Genomic DNA, 21,891 nt, shown 5'->3' with positions numbered 1-21,891 from the left:
CAAGTCAACTTCATTGATATCAATCGGGCAGCTTGAAGGCCACATAGTAGTCACCCGCCTTTTGCCCTCTTGCTCCACCTGCGGCAATGGCCACGTACTGTTTGCCATCCACTTCGTAAATAGCCGGGGTAGCAAATCCCGCAGCTGGCAATTGATATTCCCACACCACTTTTCCAGTGTTTTTATCAAAGGCCCTTATTCGTTCGTCTTTGGTGCCAGCGATAAAGACGAGGCCTCCGGCTGTGACTACCGGGCCACCGTAGCTTTCTGTACCGGTTATTGAAATGCCCTTCTCAGTCAACTCCGGGAATTCTCCTAAAGGAACCCTCCACAGATATTCACCCGTATTGAGGTCGATGGCATTGAGCGTTCCCCACGGGGGCTTGATGCCCGGATAGCCCTGCTCGTCAAATAACTTGGTCCAGGCCTTCTTGACATAAGCGGGTTGAAAGCCAAACGTATTCTGCGCCAACGAAGGCTGGGGCTCGCTGCGCTCATCTGCGGTTCCATCACCCTGAGCTTTCGTTTCCTCCAATAGGAAGCTGACAATCGTCTGACGATCCCTCTCAGCCATGTGCTGGAAAGACGGCATTCTGCCTATGCCATTCCCTAAAATATTGGACAGTTGCGCTCTGCTAAATTGGTTTTTGACGTTGCTTATGTCTGGAAAATCAGTGCCATTACCCTTTTTGTTCTTCCCATGGCATGCCGCACAATTGAGCGAGAACAGCTGTTCGCCTGACAATACCTCATCACCAGCGTCTCCTTGCTGAATATTTTCAGTCATCTCTAGAATCCACGGATTATCGTTGGCATTTTGATACAGTATACCGTCGGGGTCTATCGCATTTCCGCCCCACTCAGCGCCTCCACTGTAACCGAACAGTAGTGTCCCTTCCTTGCTTGGAGGAGCAAACTTGTCGTCGGTTTTGTAGCGCTCATATATTTGCCTGGTATAGGCTTCTGCCTCGGGTGAAATGTTGGAGATATCAGCTTCCGTATACACCTGTCTCGAGAATGGAGCTGGCGTCAACGGAAACTTTTGGGTTGGCCATGGCGACTCGCCAGGCAAGCCACTGGTTGGCACCGGTCTTTCTTCTACCGGAAATACCGACTCCCCGGTTTTACTATTGAGCACGTACACCATCCCGTCTTTGGTTGCCTGAACAACTACGTCAAGCTTTTGTCCGTTGTGCTCGATGGTAGCAAGATTAGGTTGCAGTGGATGATCTCTGTCCCACAGGTCGTGGCTGATGGTTTGGTAGTACCATACGAGGCTACCATCGTTCGCATTCAAAGCCACTATGCTGTTGGCAAAGAGGTTTTGTCCTGCTCTGCTTCCTCCGTAGAAGTCTGCAGCCGGCGAACCAGTACCAAAAAACACCACGCCATTTCTCTCATCCAGGATCATTCCAGACCAGGTGTTTGCGCCACCAACTTCCTTGTAGGCACCCTCAGGCCAGGTTTCGTAACCAACCTCTCCGGGATGTGGAATAGTGTGAAATACCCATTCCAGCTCTCCTGTGATAACATTGAACGCCCTCACGTGACCAGGAGCACCATCGCCGGCTTCAGACACCGCTGAGCCGATTACCATCGTATTTTTGTAAATCACGCCTGGAGAAGTAGCTCTTACTCGTGTCTTTGTGATATCGGCGTCTATCCCATCTGAAAGCCCCTGGCGAAGGTCAACCACTCCGTCGTTTCCAAAACCTGGAATCAGTTTACCCGTCGCAGCACTTACTGCATAAAGATTGGATTCGACAGTATACAATATCCGCTTGTCGTCCCCATTCTCCCAGTACATGACACCACGGTTGCGAAAGCCTTCTTCAGGAGGAGAAAATTTCCAAAGCTCTTCTCCGGTTGCAGCATTGACGGCAAATAGTTGGAGAAGTGGCGTTGTCGCATATAACACGCCATCCATCACAATCGGTTGACACTGGATCTCCCGTACTCTGGAGTTACTTCCCGGGTCTTGCGGCTCCCTCGCTTTGTACATCCACGCCACTTCAAGTTGGCTTACATTCTCACTAGTAATCTGGTCGAGGGGTGAATACCTATTTCCGGCATTGTTACCACCGTAAACCGGCCAGTTGGCACCCGTATCAAATCTTGAGACAGTCTTATCTGGCTCGCCCTGCTGGCAACCAGATACAAATGCCAGCAGAATGGCAACACTTTTAAGTCTAAATTTCATCTTTAGCATGTCAATCAAAGTGTGTAGTAATCGTAAGTAATTGTCCAGGAGAATGACTCCGACGGAGCTACTTTAACACCGATATATGGCTCAGGACAAACCGTCTTCAGAGCTGACCAAAAAATCAACCTCGACAGCGGTCTATCGCAGGTAATTCTTACTCCTGCACCAGTGTTTCTGTTCTCAATCGCTATATCATAGTCTGCAGCAGAGCCGCCATAACCACCAATCGAGCGAAGTCGGGCATGATCATTTTTGCCCAACACTCCGGTGTATCTAACTTCCCCACTACTCACCTCGGCAAAGTCGCCAAGCCCACTAGCATCCCCTTCCACCCCAAAGGGGAATCGAATGAGGAAACCAGGACCTACGGTGGCATTGTCGATGACAAAAAAGTTGTGATCAAACACCTGCGTATCGATGACCTGACCCCCCTTATTCGTCAGGGTGTGGTCAATTATCATTTTGTTTCCACTTAGCCTTACTACTTTTTTGTAGCTGTAGCTATATTCCTCACTTACTAAATCGTGGACAAATTCTACCTTGTCAGCACTGTGCTTAATGCTCCATATACCATGGTCAACAATTTTGTAAGGTTTTGAAAAATGGTAAGGGGCGGTGTCCAGCCTTTCCAGCACTCCTACTCCAACCTTGACAAACGTCTGGCCTACTTTGGCCTGGTCGTATCCCAACGGGTCAAAAGCCTCCACAGGGCCGGTTATTGCATCGTGTAAAAAGGGGTCGTACTTCTCGAACCATTGCCCGAAGTAGCTGTGTCCTTTGTAGTTAAGTTGTGAAACCACGCCTGACCAGTCAAACCTTGCTCCCCTGTAGTAACCATTTACAGCATCGGGCAAGTAGATTTCTGCACTTATAGTTCCGTTAGAAATTTTTGCTTTTGGGACTTCCTGAGCCCTCGTCGGAACATACCAAATCACCAAAAGGGTCGCAGTCAAAAATGCTTTGTTCATAACATTTATCGTTCGTAACAGGTAATAGTTATCCAGCCCAGCTATTTCGAAAAAGGGTGTTGTCAACTTTGTGTCAAAAAACTTTAATTTATTTCAGTACACCTGGCTCATTGATTTGGTAAAGAAAGCGGGCCAAAGCAGTTGAGAGTCTGCACATTTTCCTGCAACTTCTTTCTGCTGCTTTGGCCCATTTTCTATTTAGTAGCCGGGGTTTTGGTCTGAGAAATTGATAGCCACATTGTTCTCTATCTCCAGGGTAGGAATTGGCTGAGCGTAGTCAGTATCCTCCCAGTTGATCGTACCTCCTCGTACGGTCTGATAAATAGCTGCCTCTGCGCTACCATTTTTCCACCTTCTGGTGTCAGTCCATTTTTGTCCCTCGCCGAATAGCTCCACAAAGCGCTCATATCTCAGCACATTGTTGCCGAGTTCTGGATCACCAACAGCTTTAGTAGCATCGGTGAGAGTGACATAATCGCTTGGATGAGGCGCATCCACAGGAAGGTTGTAGGCACGTCTGTGCACCTTATTGATGTATTCAAGACCAGTAGCGATGTCGCCTGTTTCAATAGAGGCTTCGGCATAGAGTAGGTATACATCAGCCAGACGAAGAAGATAGAAATTGGCACCACTATCTCTGATAAGCCTTTGCCTCTCCGTCACATTTACATACTTACGGAAGCTCCAGGCAGGTCTGTTCACCTCAACACCATCGGCAAAATGTGAGATGGCAGTCTTTTTGCCATCAGCCATAATTGAATCAGCGTAGGGCTGGAATCCGGCAATATATAATCTCGGATCAACCGGGCTATTCAGCGGGTCAGCACGAAGTGCCAGGGCCTCAGTCACATACCCAGGTCTTACGTTAGATGCCCGTGGTTCCACCACGCCATCCTGAAAATAGTGATCTTGCGTAAAACCAAAGCGAGCCAGGTTCTTCTCATGAATAAACTCATTGGACCAGCTTGAGGCCAAGGGAAGGTCGTTGATGACGATAGACGGAGCCACTATGCTGGCATACCACGATCCCAGCGACGTCTCATCATTTGATCTACCCACGTTATCATCCTCAAGGGCTATTTCAATAAGTGATTCGGAATTGAATTCATTGGCCGGGTCAGAGTTGTACATGTTCTTATAAACATTGAATGGAACGAGTGACTTGCCGCTGTTGTCAATCACATCCTTCAGGTAACCTTTTGCTGTTTCCCAGTCGCCTGTCAAAGCATACACCTTTCCAAGCAGTCCCTTTAGTCCCCACTGATTTATCTTAAAACGATCCGCACCTGACCAGGTAGTGGTGCCCATCAATGCAAGTGATTTCTGAAGATCGTCCTTGATCTGATCCCACACTTCTCCCACTGAAGCCCTGCCAACAAATGTTTCAGAAACGCTGTTAGCGGTTTTTAAAACGATCGGCACGCCCATGGCATCACGTCCTTGTCCGTTGATGATTATGTCCTCACCAAAAATGATGATCAGGTTATAATAGAACCATGCACGCAGATAAAGTGCCTGGCCTTCAAATTTATCCAGTTGATCGCCCGTGACGGCCGTCGCTGGCTTTACCTCACCCGACCGAAATCCTTCTACGGATTCCAGGAGGCTGTTGGCACGAATCACACCCTTATAGGAATCCTTCCAAATATCTTTCAGAAATTCGTCGGAAGGCCTGGTGTCATTTTGTGCCTGGTTGATCCAGGTTTGGGTTCCCTGCCACGCCAGGTTCATAGTATGATCCCACACATGATATCCCTTAGCTAAAATAGTGTGGCCATACAACCCATAACCATGTTGGGTACCATAAACCCCAATTAAGATCGACTCCAGGTCGGCAGCCGATGTTGGAAAAGCAGAAGGTGTCAGGGCGTTCGGGTTGTCTACAGACAAAAACTCTTCTGAACAGCCCATCAAAAACGCAAACGATAGTATTACAATATATTTTTTCATGATTTTCTACATTTAGTCTTCGTGAAAAACCTTAGAAGCTTAGGTTAAAACCAGCTGAAACAAATGTTGTCTGAGGGTATCTGGAGTTAAAGTCTATACCCCTGCTGCCCACTGTTCCTTCCCCGAGCACTTCCGGATCAACTCCCTTGTACTTCGTAAAAGTCAGGAAGTTGTCGGCCATCAGGTAAATTCTTAGGGCAGACACTTTGATATTCGACAGCGCCGCTGTTGGGAAACTATACCCAAACTGAAGATTCCTAAGCTTCAGATATGATCCATTCTCAACGAAATAGCTTGAAATGTTCGTGTAGTTTGCATTGGGATCTCTTTGGTAATTTCCGTTAACGTCCGTAAAGCCTAGTCTTGGCACACTGGTAAGGCCATTTCCATCAAAGAATGAAGCTTTGAACACCTCAGGAGAAGAATTATAATCGCCAGCCAGAAAATCTGAATAATGACGGTTAGCATTGTAAAGATCCACGCCAGATACACCCTGAAAAGCCAATGCAAGGTCGAAGCCTCTGTACTTCATGTTGATATTTATGCCGAAGTTGAGCTTTGGCCATGGGTTTCCGATAAAATCTCTGTCGTCCTGAGTGATCACGCCATCGCCGTTCACATCCTTGTAAATCAGGTCACCGGCCCCAGCTCCGTCCTGCACCACTCCTCTTTCCTGAGCTTCCTGGTCGGTGGCGAATATCCCTTCCACCACATAGCCAAAGAACTGGCTCATTGGCTGGCCATCAACCGTTCTGGAAATCGAATTTGACAAATACTGTCCACCTACGCCATCATTAATGGACTTAGTGCCTGAACCGTCAAGGCTGACCACCTTGTTTTTGTTAAAAGCGCCGGTTAAGCCAAAATTCATCTGAAGATCACCAACTGATTGTTCGTAGTTAGCTCCAATTTCGAGACCTGTGTTGCTGAGTTCACCAATGTTTGTGAACACTGGGTTAGAAGCCAGCAAACGTCCGGCAACATAGCCCGACGACATAGGAAGCGGAAGCTGATAAATCATATCTGAGGTTAGCCTCTTGTACCAATCCATGGTCACTGTCAGTCGTTGATCCAATAAGCCAAAATCAACACCAAAATCAGTAGTTTTCACTTCTTCCCATTTTATCTCGGTGTTGGCAAGGCTAAGTGCTCTGGAGTAAGATTGTACCGCTCTGCCATCGCCTAAAGCGTGAAAATTTTGTGGAGAGTAAGATACCTGATACAGGTATTGAGGAATTGCCCCTATGTTTCCCAGTGCACCATAGCTGGCCCGCAATTGCATAGATGAAATAAATCCACCCTGGTCAAAGAATCCCTCTTCGCTAATCCTCCATCCGGCGGAGAATGCAGGAAAAACACCCCATTTATTAGCAGGCCCAAACCTATCCGAGCCGTCTCGTCTGATGGTGGCAGATGCCAGGTATTTACCAGCATACGAGTAGTTAATACGACCAAACTGCGAAAGCAATCTTTGATCAGGCGAAGGTCCACCTGTTACACGCTGGGATGTCACGTCGTTATTTAAGAAAAATGACTCCGTTACATCAGCAACAAAGTTTGTTGCGTTGACAGTCACATATTTTCTATCCTCCTTGTACATCTCGTAACCAGCCAATGCTTTGAAGCTGTGGTCTCCAACCATCTTTTCATAGCTAGCCACCAGGTTGGCAGTATAATTCTCCCAATCGGTGTAGGTCTCGGTGAAAATAGCAGGAGCTGACTGGGAGCCAATGTTGTATGCCTCCGAGAAAATACTGTTCACGCTACTGCCAATGTTAGCGCCCAACGTCCCACGAAGGTTAAGTCCGTCCATTATTTTAATATCAACATAGGCATTGCTCTGAATGGCAAATTCATCCTGCCCGCCATGGTTGGTTAGGGCTACAAGTGCCGGATTATTGCCATTAAAGTACCCGGCAGAAGGTGCCTGCCCCCAGCTTCCGTCCGGCTCGTACACGGGCATGGTGGGTACTGTCCTCCAATAGTTTCCTCCCTGATCCGGGTTCAAATAGCTTTTGTAGAGGTAGACAGTTTCACCTACCGTCACATTTTTCGACAAATGAAAATCGGAGTTGGTTCTGAAGGAATAACGCTCAAAAGAGTTATCCAGCTTGATTCCTTTTTGTTTAAATATGTTTCCCGACAAATAGTAGTTAGCCTTCTGCGAAGATCCTGCCAGCGAGACCGTGTAGTTATTATCGTTTCCCGGGTTATAGAGTTCGTCCACCCAGTCCACATCGGGCAAGGTGTTAGGGTCGCCCCACGCTGACACGTCATAGCCAAATGCTTTCCGTGCAGCAAACATTTGCTGAGTGTTCATCAATGGTACCAGCGGGCGTGTATTTCTAATCCCGCTATAGCCACTTACATTAATATTGATCTTCTCATTATTTCCAGAGCCTCTCTTGGTCTGGATCAAAACAACGCCACCTGCTGCCTGCGCTCCATAAATCGCAGCAGCACTCGCATCTTTCAGGATTTCCATTGATTCAATGTCCTCACTATTGAAAGAATAGTTAGTGCCCATTCGCACGCCATCGACAATGAACAAGGGAGACATTCCGTTCACGGAGCCTCCACCACGAACAACGATATCAGATGTGGCACCCGGTGCTCCTGAAGACTTAACCACCTGCACACCTGCAACCCTGCCCTGCAAAAGCTCAGCAGCACTGGTAACAGGCAAATTTTTGATATCCTCTGACTTTAAGCTAGACACTGCGCCGGTAAGGTCCTCCTTACTTTGCGAAGCATAGCCCAGGACCACAATCTCATTCAAAGACTGTACGTCTTCAACCATCGAGACATTAAGAGAGCTGACAGCCCCCACACGAATTTCTTGTGTGATATAGCCAATTGATGAAAACACCAGCGTAGAATTGGGGCTATCCACGTCAATACTATAGCCTCCCTCAACGTCTGTTGCCACACCATTGGATGTCCCCTTTTCGATCACAGACACACCAGGAATGCCAATACCTTGCTCATCTGATACCTTACCACTTACCGAAACAGCGGGATTAGCTTCCTGCGTTTCTCTCCTGCTATCAGGTTTAATGGTTTTTGCAGGCTTAGGTTCAGCCTTTTTCAGAACAATCTGATTTTTGATTGTACTGAATGAAACCGTTCCGTCGTCAAAGACCTGCTCAAGAATTTTATCAACGGGCATTCGATCCACGTTAATAGAGACCTTTCTTTCCAGGTCAATCTCATCCGTCTTATAAAAGAATTTGAACTGACTTTTGGATTCAATTTCTACCAAGACCTGCTTGATCGTCTTGTTCTCAATGTGCAGCGTAATCTCCTCGAATTGCGAATAGGCATTGGCCTGAATTTTCGGCAAACCAACGACCATCAGGAAGAGAAAGAGCTTCAAACCACTGTGCTTGTAAAAATTACTTTCCACAAGCATGGAAAACCAACTTGATTTTTTCATAACTTTGGGTGATTTTTTTAAATAGGTATGTTTATTAAGATCCAACTACATCGGGGAGCGTGCCAGCGTTTCCCGATCTTTTTTTAAGTGTGTTTCATTTCATAGGCTGTTTCGTTTGTTTTGGTTGATAATTACTTTGTTATCCGAAATGTGGTAGTCAAAACCAGCACTAGCTCTAAATGTCTCCAGCAAGTCGATGACCGTTTCGTTATCAAACTTTCCATTGAATCGGACAGGTGCTAGCTCTTTGTAGTCGTTTTTGATTTCCACGTTATATCTTCTTTCTATTTTCTTCACTATCTCAGAAAAAGGCTCGTCGTTGAATATCAACACATTTCGCATCCAACCCACGTAGTCTTCCACATCCACTTCCTTTACTTCGATATTGCCAGAAACCAAAGAAGCCTTTTGACCAGGCACAATCACTTTCTCAGTGCCAACGATGTTACCGCCATCTTTCTCCTGAACGGCCACGCTGCCTTCAATTAATACAGCATGAGCCACTGACCCTTCATAAGAACTGACGTTGAAATGTGTTCCTAAAACCCTGACATCCATGCCACTGGTGTTTACCAAAAAAGGGTGTTCTGGATCCTTCGCTACTTCAAAGTATGCTTCTCCAGTCAGAAAGACTTTTCTTTCCTCACCCTGAATAAAGTTGATTGGAAACTTAAAAATTGTACCGGAATTGAGATGCACAGATGTGCCATCAGAAAGCACCACCTTGAAGGTCTTTCCTCTCGGTACTTCTATCTCGTTAAATACCAGTTGCTTAATATCACTCTTCGGCTTGTAAACAATCACATCACCTTCCTGGGAAGCGATTACGCCCCCTTCATCATCATTAATTTGGCTGATACCTCCAATAGCAATTTCGTTGGACGTGCCCTTGCTTGTTCTCAGAACTACTTTATCATCGCCGATAACAAGTGATTGACTGTTAGTATTGTAAAGGTTGGCCCATATTGAGACGCCGATCGCAATTCCTGCAATAACGGCTGCGTACTTCAGCAGGCTGGAAAATGAGAGGACTCTAACGACTGGCTGCTTCTCTTTTGTTGTCTCCGACATAATCTTCGACCACATCTTTGGTTTGATTTCCTCATCAAAGTTCAAGTCTGAAAGTTCCAAGCTATCATCCTGAAATGAATCTAAATACTTTTCCAAAAGCTCACGCTCTTCAGGAGAACATTCATTGTTCACATATTTATTAAAAAGTGCTCGTGCCTGTTTAGCATCCATCTGGTACTCTTTTGTTTTTTTGTATAGTGTTAAGTACCATAAGTGATCAATAGGTACACGTCCACTTCAAAAAAAAAAGAAGAATAGTTTATCTGAGGGGAAAAGTTTTGAAAGACTTACGCCATTAAAGTTCCGGCGTAGTGGCAGCGGCTGATTTAGCGTAAGGGAAATTCCAGGCTAAACGAGCCTTATAGTTCCAACAGCAAAGCGATTGCTGCAATTTTATGGGGGTGAAGTTCTTGCTTCAACGATTTCAATGCTTTGCTTATTTGATTCTTCACCGCCTGCATCGAAATTTTTAACTCTATGGCAATCTCCTGATTTGACTTATTCTGAAACCGGCTCATCACAAATATCTCCTGGCACCGGGGAGGCAGGGAGCTCACCACGTCTTTTATCAGCTCCTCAAGCTCTTCAAACTCAAGCTTTTGTAAGATATCAACCGACACATCAACAATATTCAACCTGGTTAGGTCCTCGTCAGAGATTTTGGCATCACGCATGTGCTTGAAGGCCTGGAATTTCACTGATTGGAACAAGTATGGTTTTACAGTGACTATGTTGACTGTTTTTCGTTTGGACCAAAAATCAATGAAAACATTTTGAACAATATCTTCGCAAGCCTCTCTCTTTTTAAAAATATTCAATGCATAAATGAACAGACCTTTGGAATACCGATTATACAGCTCCTCAAATGCAGCTGCATCGTCCTGTGCTATCATTTGCCACAGTTCCAGATCGGTTCGGTCAGATTTCATTAATAATAAAATTTGCCTAAATCTATAAAGATTTATCAAAAAGAAAAGTCGCTAAAGGGTTAGTGGTATGAAAATGCCAAAATACGCTGACTTCGAAGTTTTATGTAATTTTAGTATTTAAAAGCCAGTCCACGAACATGACTACCTACATCTCCATCCTCAGAGGCATCAATGTTGGCGGACACAAGCCGGTGCCCATGAAAGAGCTGCAAGCACTATACGAGTCATTGGGATATGAACAAGTGAAGACCTATATCCAGAGCGGCAACGTGGCTTTTTCGATTGAAGAAAAATCTCCCTCAGCAATCAGGAAGGCTATTGAAGTGGCCATCAGCCAGCGCTTTGGTTTCGATGTACCTGTGCTTGTTAGCACTCAGGCCGATATAAAAAAAGTGATTGAGGGAAATCCCTTTCTTAATGAGAAGGAAATAGAACCTGACAAGCTGCACGTGACCTTCCTTGACGAGCTGCCAAAGCAGGAGAACGTGGATAAGCTGCTGACCTACGACTACGCCCCGGATCGCTTTGTGTTGACGGGAAAAGAAGTGTACGTATACTGCCCCAGCGGCTATGGCCGAACAAAGATCAACAATACCTTTTTTGAGTCTAAACTGAAAGTTGGTGCTACTACCAGAAACTGGAAGACAGTGAACGTGCTGGCTGAAATGGGCGGTATTTAAAAAAAGTTCTGGACACTTTATCCTCTATTCCATTTCCCTGATCGTTATCGGTTCGCCATTAGGTAAAGCCTCATACATCACGTACTTTTTCCCTTCCTCCTCCGTCATTCGGGCCGCAAGTAGCGTCTCACCCTGTTTCACTTCCGCCTTTTCCCAATCGGGTACCAGTGTTTTGAGCGTCAGGCTATGCCCATACCACTTCGGGTCAAGGGTATGTGTGAGGTTCACTACGATAGTGCTGCCATCAATCTTTGTGTTGATTTCAGCAGCCATTCGTTCTCTGATGTATTGTGTTACCTCAACAAAAGGAGCTACCCACACGTCATTTCTTTTACTGGCTATGTACTCAAAGTACTGTCTCAACTGCTCTTTGGGTTTGGCCTCCCAGCCAACGCCCTCGACGCCGTGGAACACCAATACGAGCCATGTATCACTGCGGGCGGCAGTGGTGTCCACCCACGACTTCATCAGCTCCATTGGGGTTTTGAATAAAGGTCCCCGCTGCCACTGCACATACTCCTTCCCCTCTTTTCCTTCAGCAGGCGACTCTTTTGAACCCCTGTTAAGCTCGGCCAGAAACGGCTCAGGCATCCTGTTGCGGGCCGATTCGTACACCTTGAGCACATACTCCACCGAATGCTCATGCTCAGTACCATAAGGCCCTTCGGCTGAAAATATGTAATCGTCGCCTATCTGATTTTCAATTTCTTCCTTACTCTTTTCCAACTCGTACAGTATGTTGGGCTCGTCGAGAATAGCCAGCCTCGGATGAGTGACAGTATGGCTGGCAATCTCATGTCCATTGGCGGCATACTGACGGTATAGCTCCCAGGTAGTGGTGTCGTTAGCCTCTCTATAGCTGCTGGGCGGCCCCACTTTCTTAAGCTTACCAGCCCTGATCATCGCATACCCTTCTTCAATGATTTCAATGGCCTTGTCTACGTTTTCGGCGTCGACTGCCGCTCCAGCTCTGGTGTGATAATCCAGGCCGCCTTCATAGCCCAGAAAGCCAATGGCCGACGCTCGCTCGAGCAGATTATCCTTGTTCGTTGGTATTTTGGCAGTTTCCGCAATGATCTCCTCTCCCGGCCTACCGATAAAGGTGCCCCGGTACTGCGACTCAGGTATTTTGCCGGTGATGATGTAAAACGTGCCCTTCATGCCAAGCGAGTCGAGCATAGGCATGGCTATGGTGAACTGGTGGATGGTGCCGTCATCGAATGTGAGGGAAACAGCACCAGTTTTGTTTTGGTGCCATTTCGTGACTTCCGTCTTTCCAGTATCGGCGTCAAACGATGGCTGACACGCAGTAAAAATCGATACAATTGTAAGGGCAGCGAGGATGTGGTTCAGGGCTATTCTTTTCATCATAATATCAAATAACTACAAACTGAGTACTTTCTCCAACAGAGGTTACACCACCGGAAAAACATTGAAACCCTACCCAATGGAATTACTCCAAAATCGCCTGATACACCAGCGCTCTGAGCTTGGCCTGATCGTCCAAGCCCGCAGTTGGGATCAGTTGCTTGAAGTACACCACCACCAATTCTTCCTTCGGATCCACCCAGTAAGTTGAACCATAGGCACCGCCCCAGCCGTATTCGCCTACCGAACCCGGAATACCTCTTTCGCCTAAATCCTCCACCACGTAAAACCCAAGGCCAAACCCTTGCCCGTCCCGAAACTCAATATCACCTGTATGACTCACCGTCATCAATTCAATGGTTTTTGGTGAAAGAATCCTTGTGCCATTGAGTTCACCCCCGTTCAGCGTCATTTGGAGGAACTTCGCATAATTGTCGGCTGTACTCAGCAAACCAGCCCCTCCTGAAAAGCTTTTTCTGGGCCCGTCCACATACGCTCCCTGGCTCACCATCGTTCCCGATACCGGCGACTTTTCCATTGGCTTATCCTGATAGGCCGAATAAACTGTTGCCAGTTTATTTACTTTGCTTTTTGGTAGATAAAAGTGCGTATCATTCATTCCCAGCGGATCGGTAATCCTTGTCTTAATGAACTGATCCAGCGGCATTCCCGACGCCTTTTCAACTACCGCACCAAGGATGTCGGTGTTATAGCCATACACAAATTTCTCTCCTGGCTGCGCATCCATAGGCAGGGAAGCAATTTTGGCAATAGTGGCCCCAACTGGCTCTTCCCTGTGGGCAAAATACCACCCCGTGATGCCCGCCTCCTCCCATTTATCTTTGGCAGGCCCGCCACCATAACCAATGCCCGCTGTGTGAGTGAGCAGGTCTCTCAGCGTGATTTGCCTTTTTGCCGGCACAATGTCATACGCACCATCTTCTTTGTCCACAGCTACAGTGGTCTCTTCAAACTCGGGAATGTATTTACTTACGTTATCAGTTATCAGAAGCTTCCCTTCTTCCTGCAACATCATGATCGAAACGCTAACAAGGGCCTTGGTTTGCGATGCAATCCTAAAAATCGCATCCTTTGGCATAGCGGCTTTGGATTCGATGTCTCTCATACCAAACGCTTCATGGTACACCACTTTACCCTTGCGCATCACCAAAATAACATTGCCAGACATCTTCTTGTCGTCCGCATATTGTTTGAACACAGCACTGAGGCGTTGGAGTCTTTCCGATGACATGCCCACCTCTTCGGGTTTGGCGGTCGGCAGCGGTTGCGCATGGAGGTGGAGAAGCCCTGCAAAAAGGACTAGCAGGACAATAGAAAAGCGTAGGCGTAGTTTAATTTTCATGAAAGAGTAGTTTTTAAAAGAGGTGATTATAACTATTATTCGAATGAATTCAAACGAGGAAATGGATGGCGAAACCTACGGGCAGCCCGGCAAAGTCAGGTTTATTCACTATTTTTATACACAGCCCCCTCTTTATGAAAGCAAAAAGCTCAGTCATCTACCTCATCGGCCTCCTGCTAAGCACCAGCTGCGACAGAACGGAGGAGCCTCCAAAAGACCCATTGGCTGGCTACACATCGACCTACGAGATCATTCAGGGAGAAATATGGGACGTATCTTGTGTGAGCTGTCACTCGCCCGGCACCACATTCGCCAAGCAATCGGACCTGATCCTTTCGGCAGAGGAGTCGTACGAACAGCTCATCAACAGAACCCCCAACAACGCAGCCGCAAAAGCCGATGGCCTGCAACTGGTGGGAGACAAAGGCATAGAAAGCCTTTACAAAAGCTTCCTTTGGGAAAAAATCAATGTGCATGATCAGGAGCATTTTTACCAGGATCACCCACAATACGGCTCGCTCATGCCACTTGGAGGTGTACTGACCAACGGCGAGCTTGAGTTTATCAGGCAGTGGATCATCAATGGCGCTTCGAAAGACGGAGAGATTGTCGACCGGTCGATTCTTGAAGACACCACTACCTTTGAAGTGCTTCCATTCGAACCACTGGCGGTGCCTGGTGAGGGTATTCAGTTCCACCTCGGCCCATTTGATGTACCAGCCAATACCGACAGGGAAATGTTCTCTTATAAGCTGCTCAATAATCCTGACCCCATCTTCATCAAAGAGGTGGAGTTCAGCATGCGGCCGGGCAGCCACCATTTTATCCTTTACAACTACACGAACAACATCCCGGAGCTCTTTTTGCCCAAGTCCGACTATATCAGAGACGTATATGACGCCAAAGGAGAATATGTTATCTCCACTTTGCTTGTCATGGCCTATCACCAGTTCGTTACAGGCACGCAATGGCCACGCATGCGCTATGCATTTCCGGAGGGGGTGGCTTTGAAGGTGCCTGCCAACTCAGGGTTCGACATGAACAGCCACTACGCCAACAAAACAAATGAGGCGGTTGTAGGTGAGGTGTACGCCAATATTTACACAACAAAAGAGGAAGAGGTAGTGCATGTTGCCGAGATCCTTAACCTGAACAACGACAATATCAATATCCCGGCAAAGACGAAAACGAGCCTTACCAAAGAGTTTCGCTTTGATGAGGAAAGGACAATCTTCCAGCTTTGGTCGCATGCACACAGCCATATGACGGAATTCAGGGTGTATGCCATAGGTGGTGAAAACGACGGCAAGCTGGTATACATCTCCTACGACTGGGAGCACCCACCGATTCTGCAGCTCGATCCGCCGCTGGTGATTCCGGCTAAAGGTGGCCTGAAACTTGTGACTACTTATGACAACCAGGAAAATCGCAGCCTGCATTTCGGGCTGAGAAGCACCGATGAAATGATGATTCTTTTTGGAGCTTATTACAAAGAATAAAACAGTGTCGTCAAAGGTATATCTTCTCATCTTATTGCTACCCATTTCGCATTTATGCCAGGGGCAGATTGAGGTCGATACTTCTTTTAGGTCCATTTCACTAAAGCTGACTTTAGATGATGGATACCGGTCATTGACCTTTCGGAGAAACGGTGAGTCGGACACGGCAATTTTTCTAAATTACTTCGTTAGTAAAAACACTCGGGACGATACAAACCTGTCCGACGAAATACCTAACATCCGCATACTATGGGACAGTGCCGCACAGCTCATCCCCATTCGCTTAACATCGGCAAACATTGGCTATCCGCTGGAGTACGACGACGTGCTCCAAAACCAAATAGCAGCCTTCAATGCTTCCGGTGAGTGGAAAGCGCATGTGAACAAAAATGGAAAGAAGCTAGACTATAAATTGATCAAACAGGTAATGATCGATCATCATGTTTACGGCCCATTTGAAGACCTGCTTGCCGACTACGGCTATGCACTGACTGATCTTTCGACGGAAAAGCATGGCTTCGTGACTAACGAAAAACTAAAAGAGCTGGGCAGAAGCCCCGATGAGGTAATCCCTGTGCCTTATATGGTTTGGCTGGCCATTTCAATACAATAGATTTATTTACACGAAAAGGAATATGTTCGGTGGCGAAATACTATATTTCTCTAAAAGATATTGTGTGCTGAATAATTAATTTACAACAAGGTCACTCTCAAATTGATTTTCAGTAGCTAATTTACCAACCGAAAAATTTCATCATTATGCAACGTGTATTAAAACAACTTTTTGCTTGCTCTGCTATTTTTTACCTTTTGACTGCCTGCGGCGGCTCAGGCCCTGCCGCCAGAAAAGACGACTTTAGCAGCCCCAAGAATCTCTATGTAGATTATATTTCCTCTTTCACGGGCGGTGTGATTTCACGCACTTCATCTATCCGAATCCGACTCGCTAAATCAGCCGGAGACTCGCTGGCAGGCAAAGCTGTTGAGGCCTCTTTTTTCAAGTTTTCCCCATCAATGAAGGGAACAGCACTTTGGGAAGATAACCGTACTATTGTATACACTCCATCCGAATACCTTCCCAGCAACACCAAATACGAAGCTATTTTCAGTCTGGGCAAGGTGCTCAAGGATGTGCCCGGCGACAGAAGTGAGTTTAAGTTCACCTTTCAAACACTCATCCAAAATTTTGACGGAATAGTCAACAACCTCCAGCCATACGACAAAAAAGACTTGAAGAGGATGAGGATTGACGGCCAGGTACAGACCGCCGACTTTGCTGATATTGAGGACGTAGAAAAGGTATTGAAAGCCACTCAGGGTGGTAAAGACCTCAAGATTACCTGGAAACACGGCGACAACAACATGCACGCATTTGTTGTAGAAGAAGTTACCCGCTCCGAAAAGGAAAGCACTGTGACGCTGGCCTTCAATGGCACCTCCATTGGCGCCGAAAAATCGGAAGAACAGGAGGTGAAGGTGCCTTCCCTAAGCGATTTTTCGGTACTGTCTAGTAAATTTGTGACCGGAGCAGAGGACTACATCTCCATTCTTTTTTCAGACCCGCTGGACGACAGACAAGCGCTTCAGGGCCTCATCCAGCTAGCCGGCAACAGCAACAGACATCGTACAGTTATCAGCTTGAATGAATTAAAAATTTACCCTACCTCTACTCTTCAGGGCTCAGTAGAAGTCACTATTCACAATTCTCTCAAAAACATTGCTGGCTACAACCTGAAACAAGATTACAGCACCAGTCTGGAAATGGTGCAGGTTAAACCGGAGATACGTCTGGTCGACAGCTCGGGGAAATCTATCCTACCCAGCACAAACGGGGTTATCCTTCCTTTTGAAGCGGTTGGGCTCAGCGCAGTCGACGTTACAGTCACCAGGGTGTTTGAGGACAACATGCTGCAATACCTGCAAACAAACAACATGGGTGGCCGCTATGAACTTCGACGGGTGGGTCGCCCAGTCACGCAAACTGTTATCCAGCTCAACAACTCCGGAGTAACGAACCTCAATAAATGGAATCGCTTCACACTTAACCTGGAGGAAATTATTAAAACTGCTCCCGGAGCGGTTTATGAAATAAAGATAGGCTTCCGGAAGAAATATTCACTCTACTTCTGTACTGCTGAGGGCGGCGCCATTGAAGAAATGGATGATATAGAGGAAGACTGGGGAGCAGAAGAGGAAGAGTCTTACTGGGACGGCTATGAGGACTATTACAACGACGACTACCGCTATGAAGACCGGGACAATCCATGCACCAGTTCGTACTATGGAGACCGACGCTCTATCAGAAAGGTCCTTTTCTCATCAGACCTTGGGCTCATTGCCAAGAAAAGAGACGATGGTAACCTGCACGTGTTTGCTACTAACCTGGTGAACGTTCAGCCCATGTCGGGCGTCGAAGTAAAAGCCTATGATTACCAGCAGCAGTTGCTAAGCTCCGGTCAGACCGATGGAGACGGCAAAGTGGTCTTACAAGGCAAGGGGAATCCTTTCGTTATTATCGCCAAAAAAGACAATCAGGTAGGCTACCTGAAAATTGACGACGGCAGCTCATTGTCTCTGAGTAATTTTGATGTCACTGGCGAGCGGATTCAAAACGGACTCAAAGGTTTTATTTACGGCGAACGTGGCGTTTGGCGGCCGGCCGACACCCTGCATCTTGGGTTTATTCTGGAGGACATTGAGGAGACCCTCCCTTCGGAGCACCCTGTGATCATGGAGCTGTGGAACCCCATGGGACAGCTTTACTCCCGCAAGGTGAGCTCTCAGCCGGTGGGTGACATGTATCGCTTTGATCTGCTAACAGACAAAGACGCCCCTACGGGCAACTGGTTGGCCAAAGCCAAAGTAGGCGGCGCCACCTTCAGCAAACAGATAAAAATAGAAACCATCAAGCCCAACAGGCTCAAAATAGAGCTTAATTTCAACAAAAGCGTGTTCACCTCCTCCGACCAGCAAGCATCCGGCGACTTGAACGTACGCTGGCTTAGCGGCGCCAAGGCGGGCAATCTGAAAGCGGAGTTTGAACTGGTTTTATCTCCCATTAAAACCACTTTCAAAAAATACCCCAACTACAGCTTCGACGACCTCTCAAAAGACTTCTACTCCGAGCGGGAAATGGTGTACGAAGGCAGGGTGAATGCTGACGGATATTCCCGGATCAACATCAATTTGGGAGAGCCTAACAATGCTCCTGGCGCTCTCAATGCCAGGTTCCTGGGCAAAGTATATGAAGAAGGTGGCGATTTCAGCATCAGCAACGTCAGCATGCCTTACTATCCGTATTCAACCTTTGTGGGTGTAAAAACTCCTGAGGGCGACAAGCGGGGTATCATCCTTACCGATAAAGACCATGCTATCCGCATCGCATCGGTCGACGCTGATGGCAACCCTATCAATCGGCGCAATGTGAAGGTGCAGCTCTTTAAGCTGGACTGGAAATGGTGGTGGGACAATTCCTACGACGCCATCAGCAACTATGTGGGCCGGTCGTACCGTGACCCTATCAAAGAAGGGTTTGTAGACACCAACAACGGTGAGGGCTCCTGGAACCTGCGGATAGACTATCCACAATGGGGCCGCTATTTCGTACGGGTGGAAGACCCCATTTCGGGGCACTCTGCCGGACAGGTGGTCTACATCGACTGGCCGGGCTGGGCTGGTAAAGGCAAAAGAGGTGAGCTGGGTGGCTCTTCCATGCTCGACTTCGGTATAGAAAAAGAAGAATACAAAGTGGGCGAAAAAATCGCTTTGTCCATACCTACTACGGCCGGCAATCGCATACTGGTAAGTCTGGAATCAGGAAGCAAAGTACTTCAAACCTTTTGGGTGGAAGCCAAGGAAGGCAACACGGCTGTTGACTTTGAAGCTACCAGCGACATGGCTCCAAATTTTTACGTCAATCTAACGATGCTACAACCTCACGGCCAAACATCAAATGACTTGCCGATCAGATTGTACGGGGTGCAGTCGGTGAAGGTGGTTGACCCCGGCACCAGGCTTGAGCCTGTAATTGCTATGCCAGACGATTTACGTCCCGAGCAATCTTTCACTATCGGGGTATCAGAAAAGGGTGGCAAGGCCATGGCCTACTCCATTGCGGTTGTTGATGAAGGATTGCTGGATATTACCAACTTCAAAACACCGGACCCCTGGAACTCTTTCTACGCCAGAGAGGCATTGGGTATTAAAACCTGGGATGTGTATGACGACGTGATGGGCGCTTTTGCCGGCAAAATAGAGCGCCTTCTGGCTGTAGGCGGTGACGGCGACATAGAAGCCAAGGAAGAAACCGAAGCCAACAGGTTCAAGCCGGTGGTTATGTACCTGGGGCCGTTCTACCTTCAGGCTGGCAAGTCGGCCAAGCACAACCTCAAACTGCCACAATACATCGGCAGTGTAAAAACCATGGTCATTGCTGCCAACAACGGAGCCTATGGATTCGCCGACAAGGCCACGCCTGTGAAGCAGCCACTGATGATATTGGCTACTTTACCCAGAGTAGCTGGGCCAACAGAAACGATGAAGCTGCCTGTCAATGTTTTTGCCCTGGACAATAATGTAAAAAATGCCAAAGTGAAAGTAGAAGCCACGGGCACCTTAGCGCTCAACGGAGCCGCCGAGCAGTCTGTCACATTCAGTGGGCAAGGCGACAAAGTCATTTACTTTGACCTGAAAGCGAAAGAGGTATTGGGTGTAGGCAAAGTGAAGGTAACGGCCACCTCGGGCAGCCTCACCGCCAGCTACGATATTGAGATGAACATCATTCCACGCAATCCACCGGTAACACAAGTGGTAGAAAAGGTGCTTGGTGCGAGCGAAAACTGGAGTCTCAACTACACGCCAATTGGCCTGGCGGGAAGAAACGAAGGGGCCATCGAGCTAAGTACACTGCCACCACTGAATATCGAACAGCGCCTGGGGTACCTGATCCAGTACCCGCATGGCTGTATCGAACAAACCACCTCGTCGGTATTTGCGCAGCTCTACCTTGATAACCTGACTACTCTGCCTGACGACAAGAAGATGCAAGTGCAAAAAAATATCGATGCTGCCATCAACCGACTGAAAAGCTTCCAGTTGAGCAGTGGCGGCTTCTCGTACTGGCCCGGTAACAGCTACGCCAACTTCTGGGGCACCAACTATGCCGGTCACTTCCTTATTGAGGCCCGTAAAAAAGGTTACAGCGTACCGGAAGGTATGCTGGCTTCATGGATCAATTTCCAAACCCAGAAAGCAGACGCATGGGGAAGCCTGAGCGGCGAAGAAGACAACGACCTCATCCAGGCCTACAGGCTGTATACCCTGGCACTGGCTGGCAGCCCCGCAGTGGGCGCTATGAACAGGATGAAGGAGAAAGCAAACCTGCAAAGAGAAGCCCGCTGGAGGCTTGCACTTACTTATGCATTGGCTGGATTTGATCAGCAGGCAACCGGCCTTGTAGAAGGTCTCTCATCAGAAGTTGAGCCCGACAACAACAGGCGTTACTACTACACCTACGGCTCACCCATGAGAGACCAGGCCATGATCATGGAAACGCTTCTGCAGCTCAAAAGGAAAGAAGATGCCTTTGGGATCCTACAGAAAATAGCCAAAGAAATGGGCAATAAAGACAACTGGATGAGCACGCAAACAACGGCTTATTGCTATATTTCTATTGCCAAATATGTACAGGACTTTCCTTTGGATGAATCGCTCACAGTAGCTTTGGAGGTAGGCGGAAAGCTTTCTCCGGCGGGAGGAAAAGACTATGTGACCCAGGTATACCTTCAAACGCCCGACAAACAGCAGCCGATCAAAATAACCAATAACGGAAGTGCTCCCATCTTCGCAAGGATCATCCGCAAGGGTGTTCCGATTGAGGGTGGCGAAATTGCAGGTGAGAAGAACCTGAGCATGATCGTCAGCTACAAAACCATGGACGGCGACGGCCTTGATGTTTCGAGGCTAAAACAAGGGACCAACTTCATGGCGGAGGTTGTCGTGCGAAACCCGGGAGAAAAGGGACTGTACAAAGACATGGCGCTCACTCAGCTGTTTCCATCGGGTTGGGAAATCATTAATACCCGACTGGAAGGCACTGAAGATGCGAGCAAAGGTCAAAAACCTGACTATACCGATATTCGTGACGACAGGGTCATGAATTATTTCGACTTGCAGGCAAGCAAACAGATAGTGATCAGGGTGTTGCTCAATGCATCATACCAGGGCAAATTCTATATGCCTGCCACTTCAGTAGAAGCCATGTACGATGACACCATCTACGCCCATAAAGCCGGAAGATGGGTGGAGGTGATCACCGATAAATAGGAGAAACGAGTAGCAAACAGATGGCCTCTTTTATTTTAATAGAGGCCATCTGTTTTTCTTATATCAGCTAAACTTTGCTTTATTTGACCTACCTCAATTC

Annotated in this window: 12 protein-coding genes; 4 read left to right on the top strand and 8 right to left on the bottom strand. The window is 47.4% G+C overall.

The genetic code is table 11. The features are described from left to right. Nucleotides 1-19 precede the first annotated feature (19 nt). From ACMVP2_RS22260 to ACMVP2_RS22235, 6 genes are all read right to left on the bottom strand, one after another. Nucleotides 20-2,200, bottom strand: a complete 2,181-nt coding sequence (locus ACMVP2_RS22260) for a PQQ-binding-like beta-propeller repeat protein (RefSeq protein ID WP_416865168.1) — start codon at nt 2,198-2,200, stop codon at nt 20-22. A 14-nt stretch (nt 2,201-2,214) separates the two neighbouring features. Beyond that, entirely contained in the window at nt 2,215-3,171 is a 957-nt protein-coding gene (locus ACMVP2_RS22255) for a hypothetical protein (protein ID WP_416865167.1), read from the bottom strand. A gap of 198 nt (nt 3,172-3,369) precedes the next feature. Further along, nucleotides 3,370-5,121 (bottom strand): RagB/SusD family nutrient uptake outer membrane protein, encoded by a 1,752-nt coding sequence (locus ACMVP2_RS22250; RefSeq protein ID WP_416865166.1) that lies wholly within the window; start codon nt 5,119-5,121, stop codon nt 3,370-3,372. A 31-nt stretch (nt 5,122-5,152) separates the two neighbouring features. Continuing rightward, the gene (locus ACMVP2_RS22245) at nt 5,153-8,557 is read right to left on the bottom strand and encodes a TonB-dependent receptor (RefSeq protein ID WP_416865165.1); all 3,405 of its coding nucleotides are present in this window, start codon (nt 8,555-8,557) and stop codon (nt 5,153-5,155) included. A 99-nt stretch (nt 8,558-8,656) separates the two neighbouring features. After that, complete coding sequence (locus ACMVP2_RS22240; RefSeq protein WP_339786826.1) at nt 8,657-9,799, bottom strand: FecR family protein; 1,143 nt, start codon at nt 9,797-9,799, stop codon at nt 8,657-8,659. 188 nt (nt 9,800-9,987) lie between these two features. Next, entirely contained in the window at nt 9,988-10,557 is a 570-nt protein-coding gene (locus tag ACMVP2_RS22235) for an RNA polymerase sigma-70 factor (protein ID WP_339786823.1), read from the bottom strand. A gap of 137 nt (nt 10,558-10,694) precedes the next feature. Here ACMVP2_RS22235 and ACMVP2_RS22230 point away from each other — a divergent pair, with 137 nt between their 5' ends. Next, nucleotides 10,695-11,237, top strand: coding sequence for a DUF1697 domain-containing protein (locus ACMVP2_RS22230; RefSeq protein ID WP_317491073.1), 543 nt, complete (start codon nt 10,695-10,697; stop codon nt 11,235-11,237). Nucleotides 11,238-11,261: 24 nt separating this feature from the next. Here ACMVP2_RS22230 and ACMVP2_RS22225 read toward each other — a convergent pair whose 3' ends face one another. Next, complete coding sequence (locus ACMVP2_RS22225; protein WP_339786818.1) at nt 11,262-12,608, bottom strand: polysaccharide deacetylase family protein; 1,347 nt, start codon at nt 12,606-12,608, stop codon at nt 11,262-11,264. 82 nt (nt 12,609-12,690) lie between these two features. After that, entirely contained in the window at nt 12,691-13,968 is a 1,278-nt protein-coding gene (locus ACMVP2_RS22220; RefSeq protein ID WP_416865164.1) for a serine hydrolase domain-containing protein, read from the bottom strand. 134 nt (nt 13,969-14,102) lie between these two features. Between ACMVP2_RS22220 and ACMVP2_RS22215 the strand changes: the two genes are divergently transcribed. The 3 genes from ACMVP2_RS22215 (at nt 14,103) to ACMVP2_RS22205 (ending at nt 21,791) form a co-directional block, all read left to right on the top strand. Next, on the top strand, nt 14,103-15,467 hold the full coding sequence (locus ACMVP2_RS22215; RefSeq protein WP_339786812.1) for a hypothetical protein: 1,365 nt from the start codon (nt 14,103-14,105) through the stop codon (nt 15,465-15,467). A 4-nt stretch (nt 15,468-15,471) separates the two neighbouring features. After that, complete coding sequence (locus tag ACMVP2_RS22210) at nt 15,472-16,080, top strand: hypothetical protein (protein WP_339786810.1); 609 nt, start codon at nt 15,472-15,474, stop codon at nt 16,078-16,080. 146 nt (nt 16,081-16,226) lie between these two features. After that, nucleotides 16,227-21,791: an alpha-2-macroglobulin family protein gene (locus ACMVP2_RS22205; RefSeq protein ID WP_416865163.1), complete on the top strand. Its 5,565-nt coding sequence runs from the start codon at nt 16,227-16,229 to the stop codon at nt 21,789-21,791. Nucleotides 21,792-21,891 lie beyond the last annotated feature (100 nt).

Source organism: Imperialibacter sp., assembly GCF_048007035.1.
Lineage (GTDB): Bacteria > Bacteroidota > Bacteroidia > Cytophagales > Cyclobacteriaceae > Imperialibacter.
Note: the sequence above shows the minus strand (reverse complement) of the source record. Positions and strands in the feature narration are given on the sequence as shown.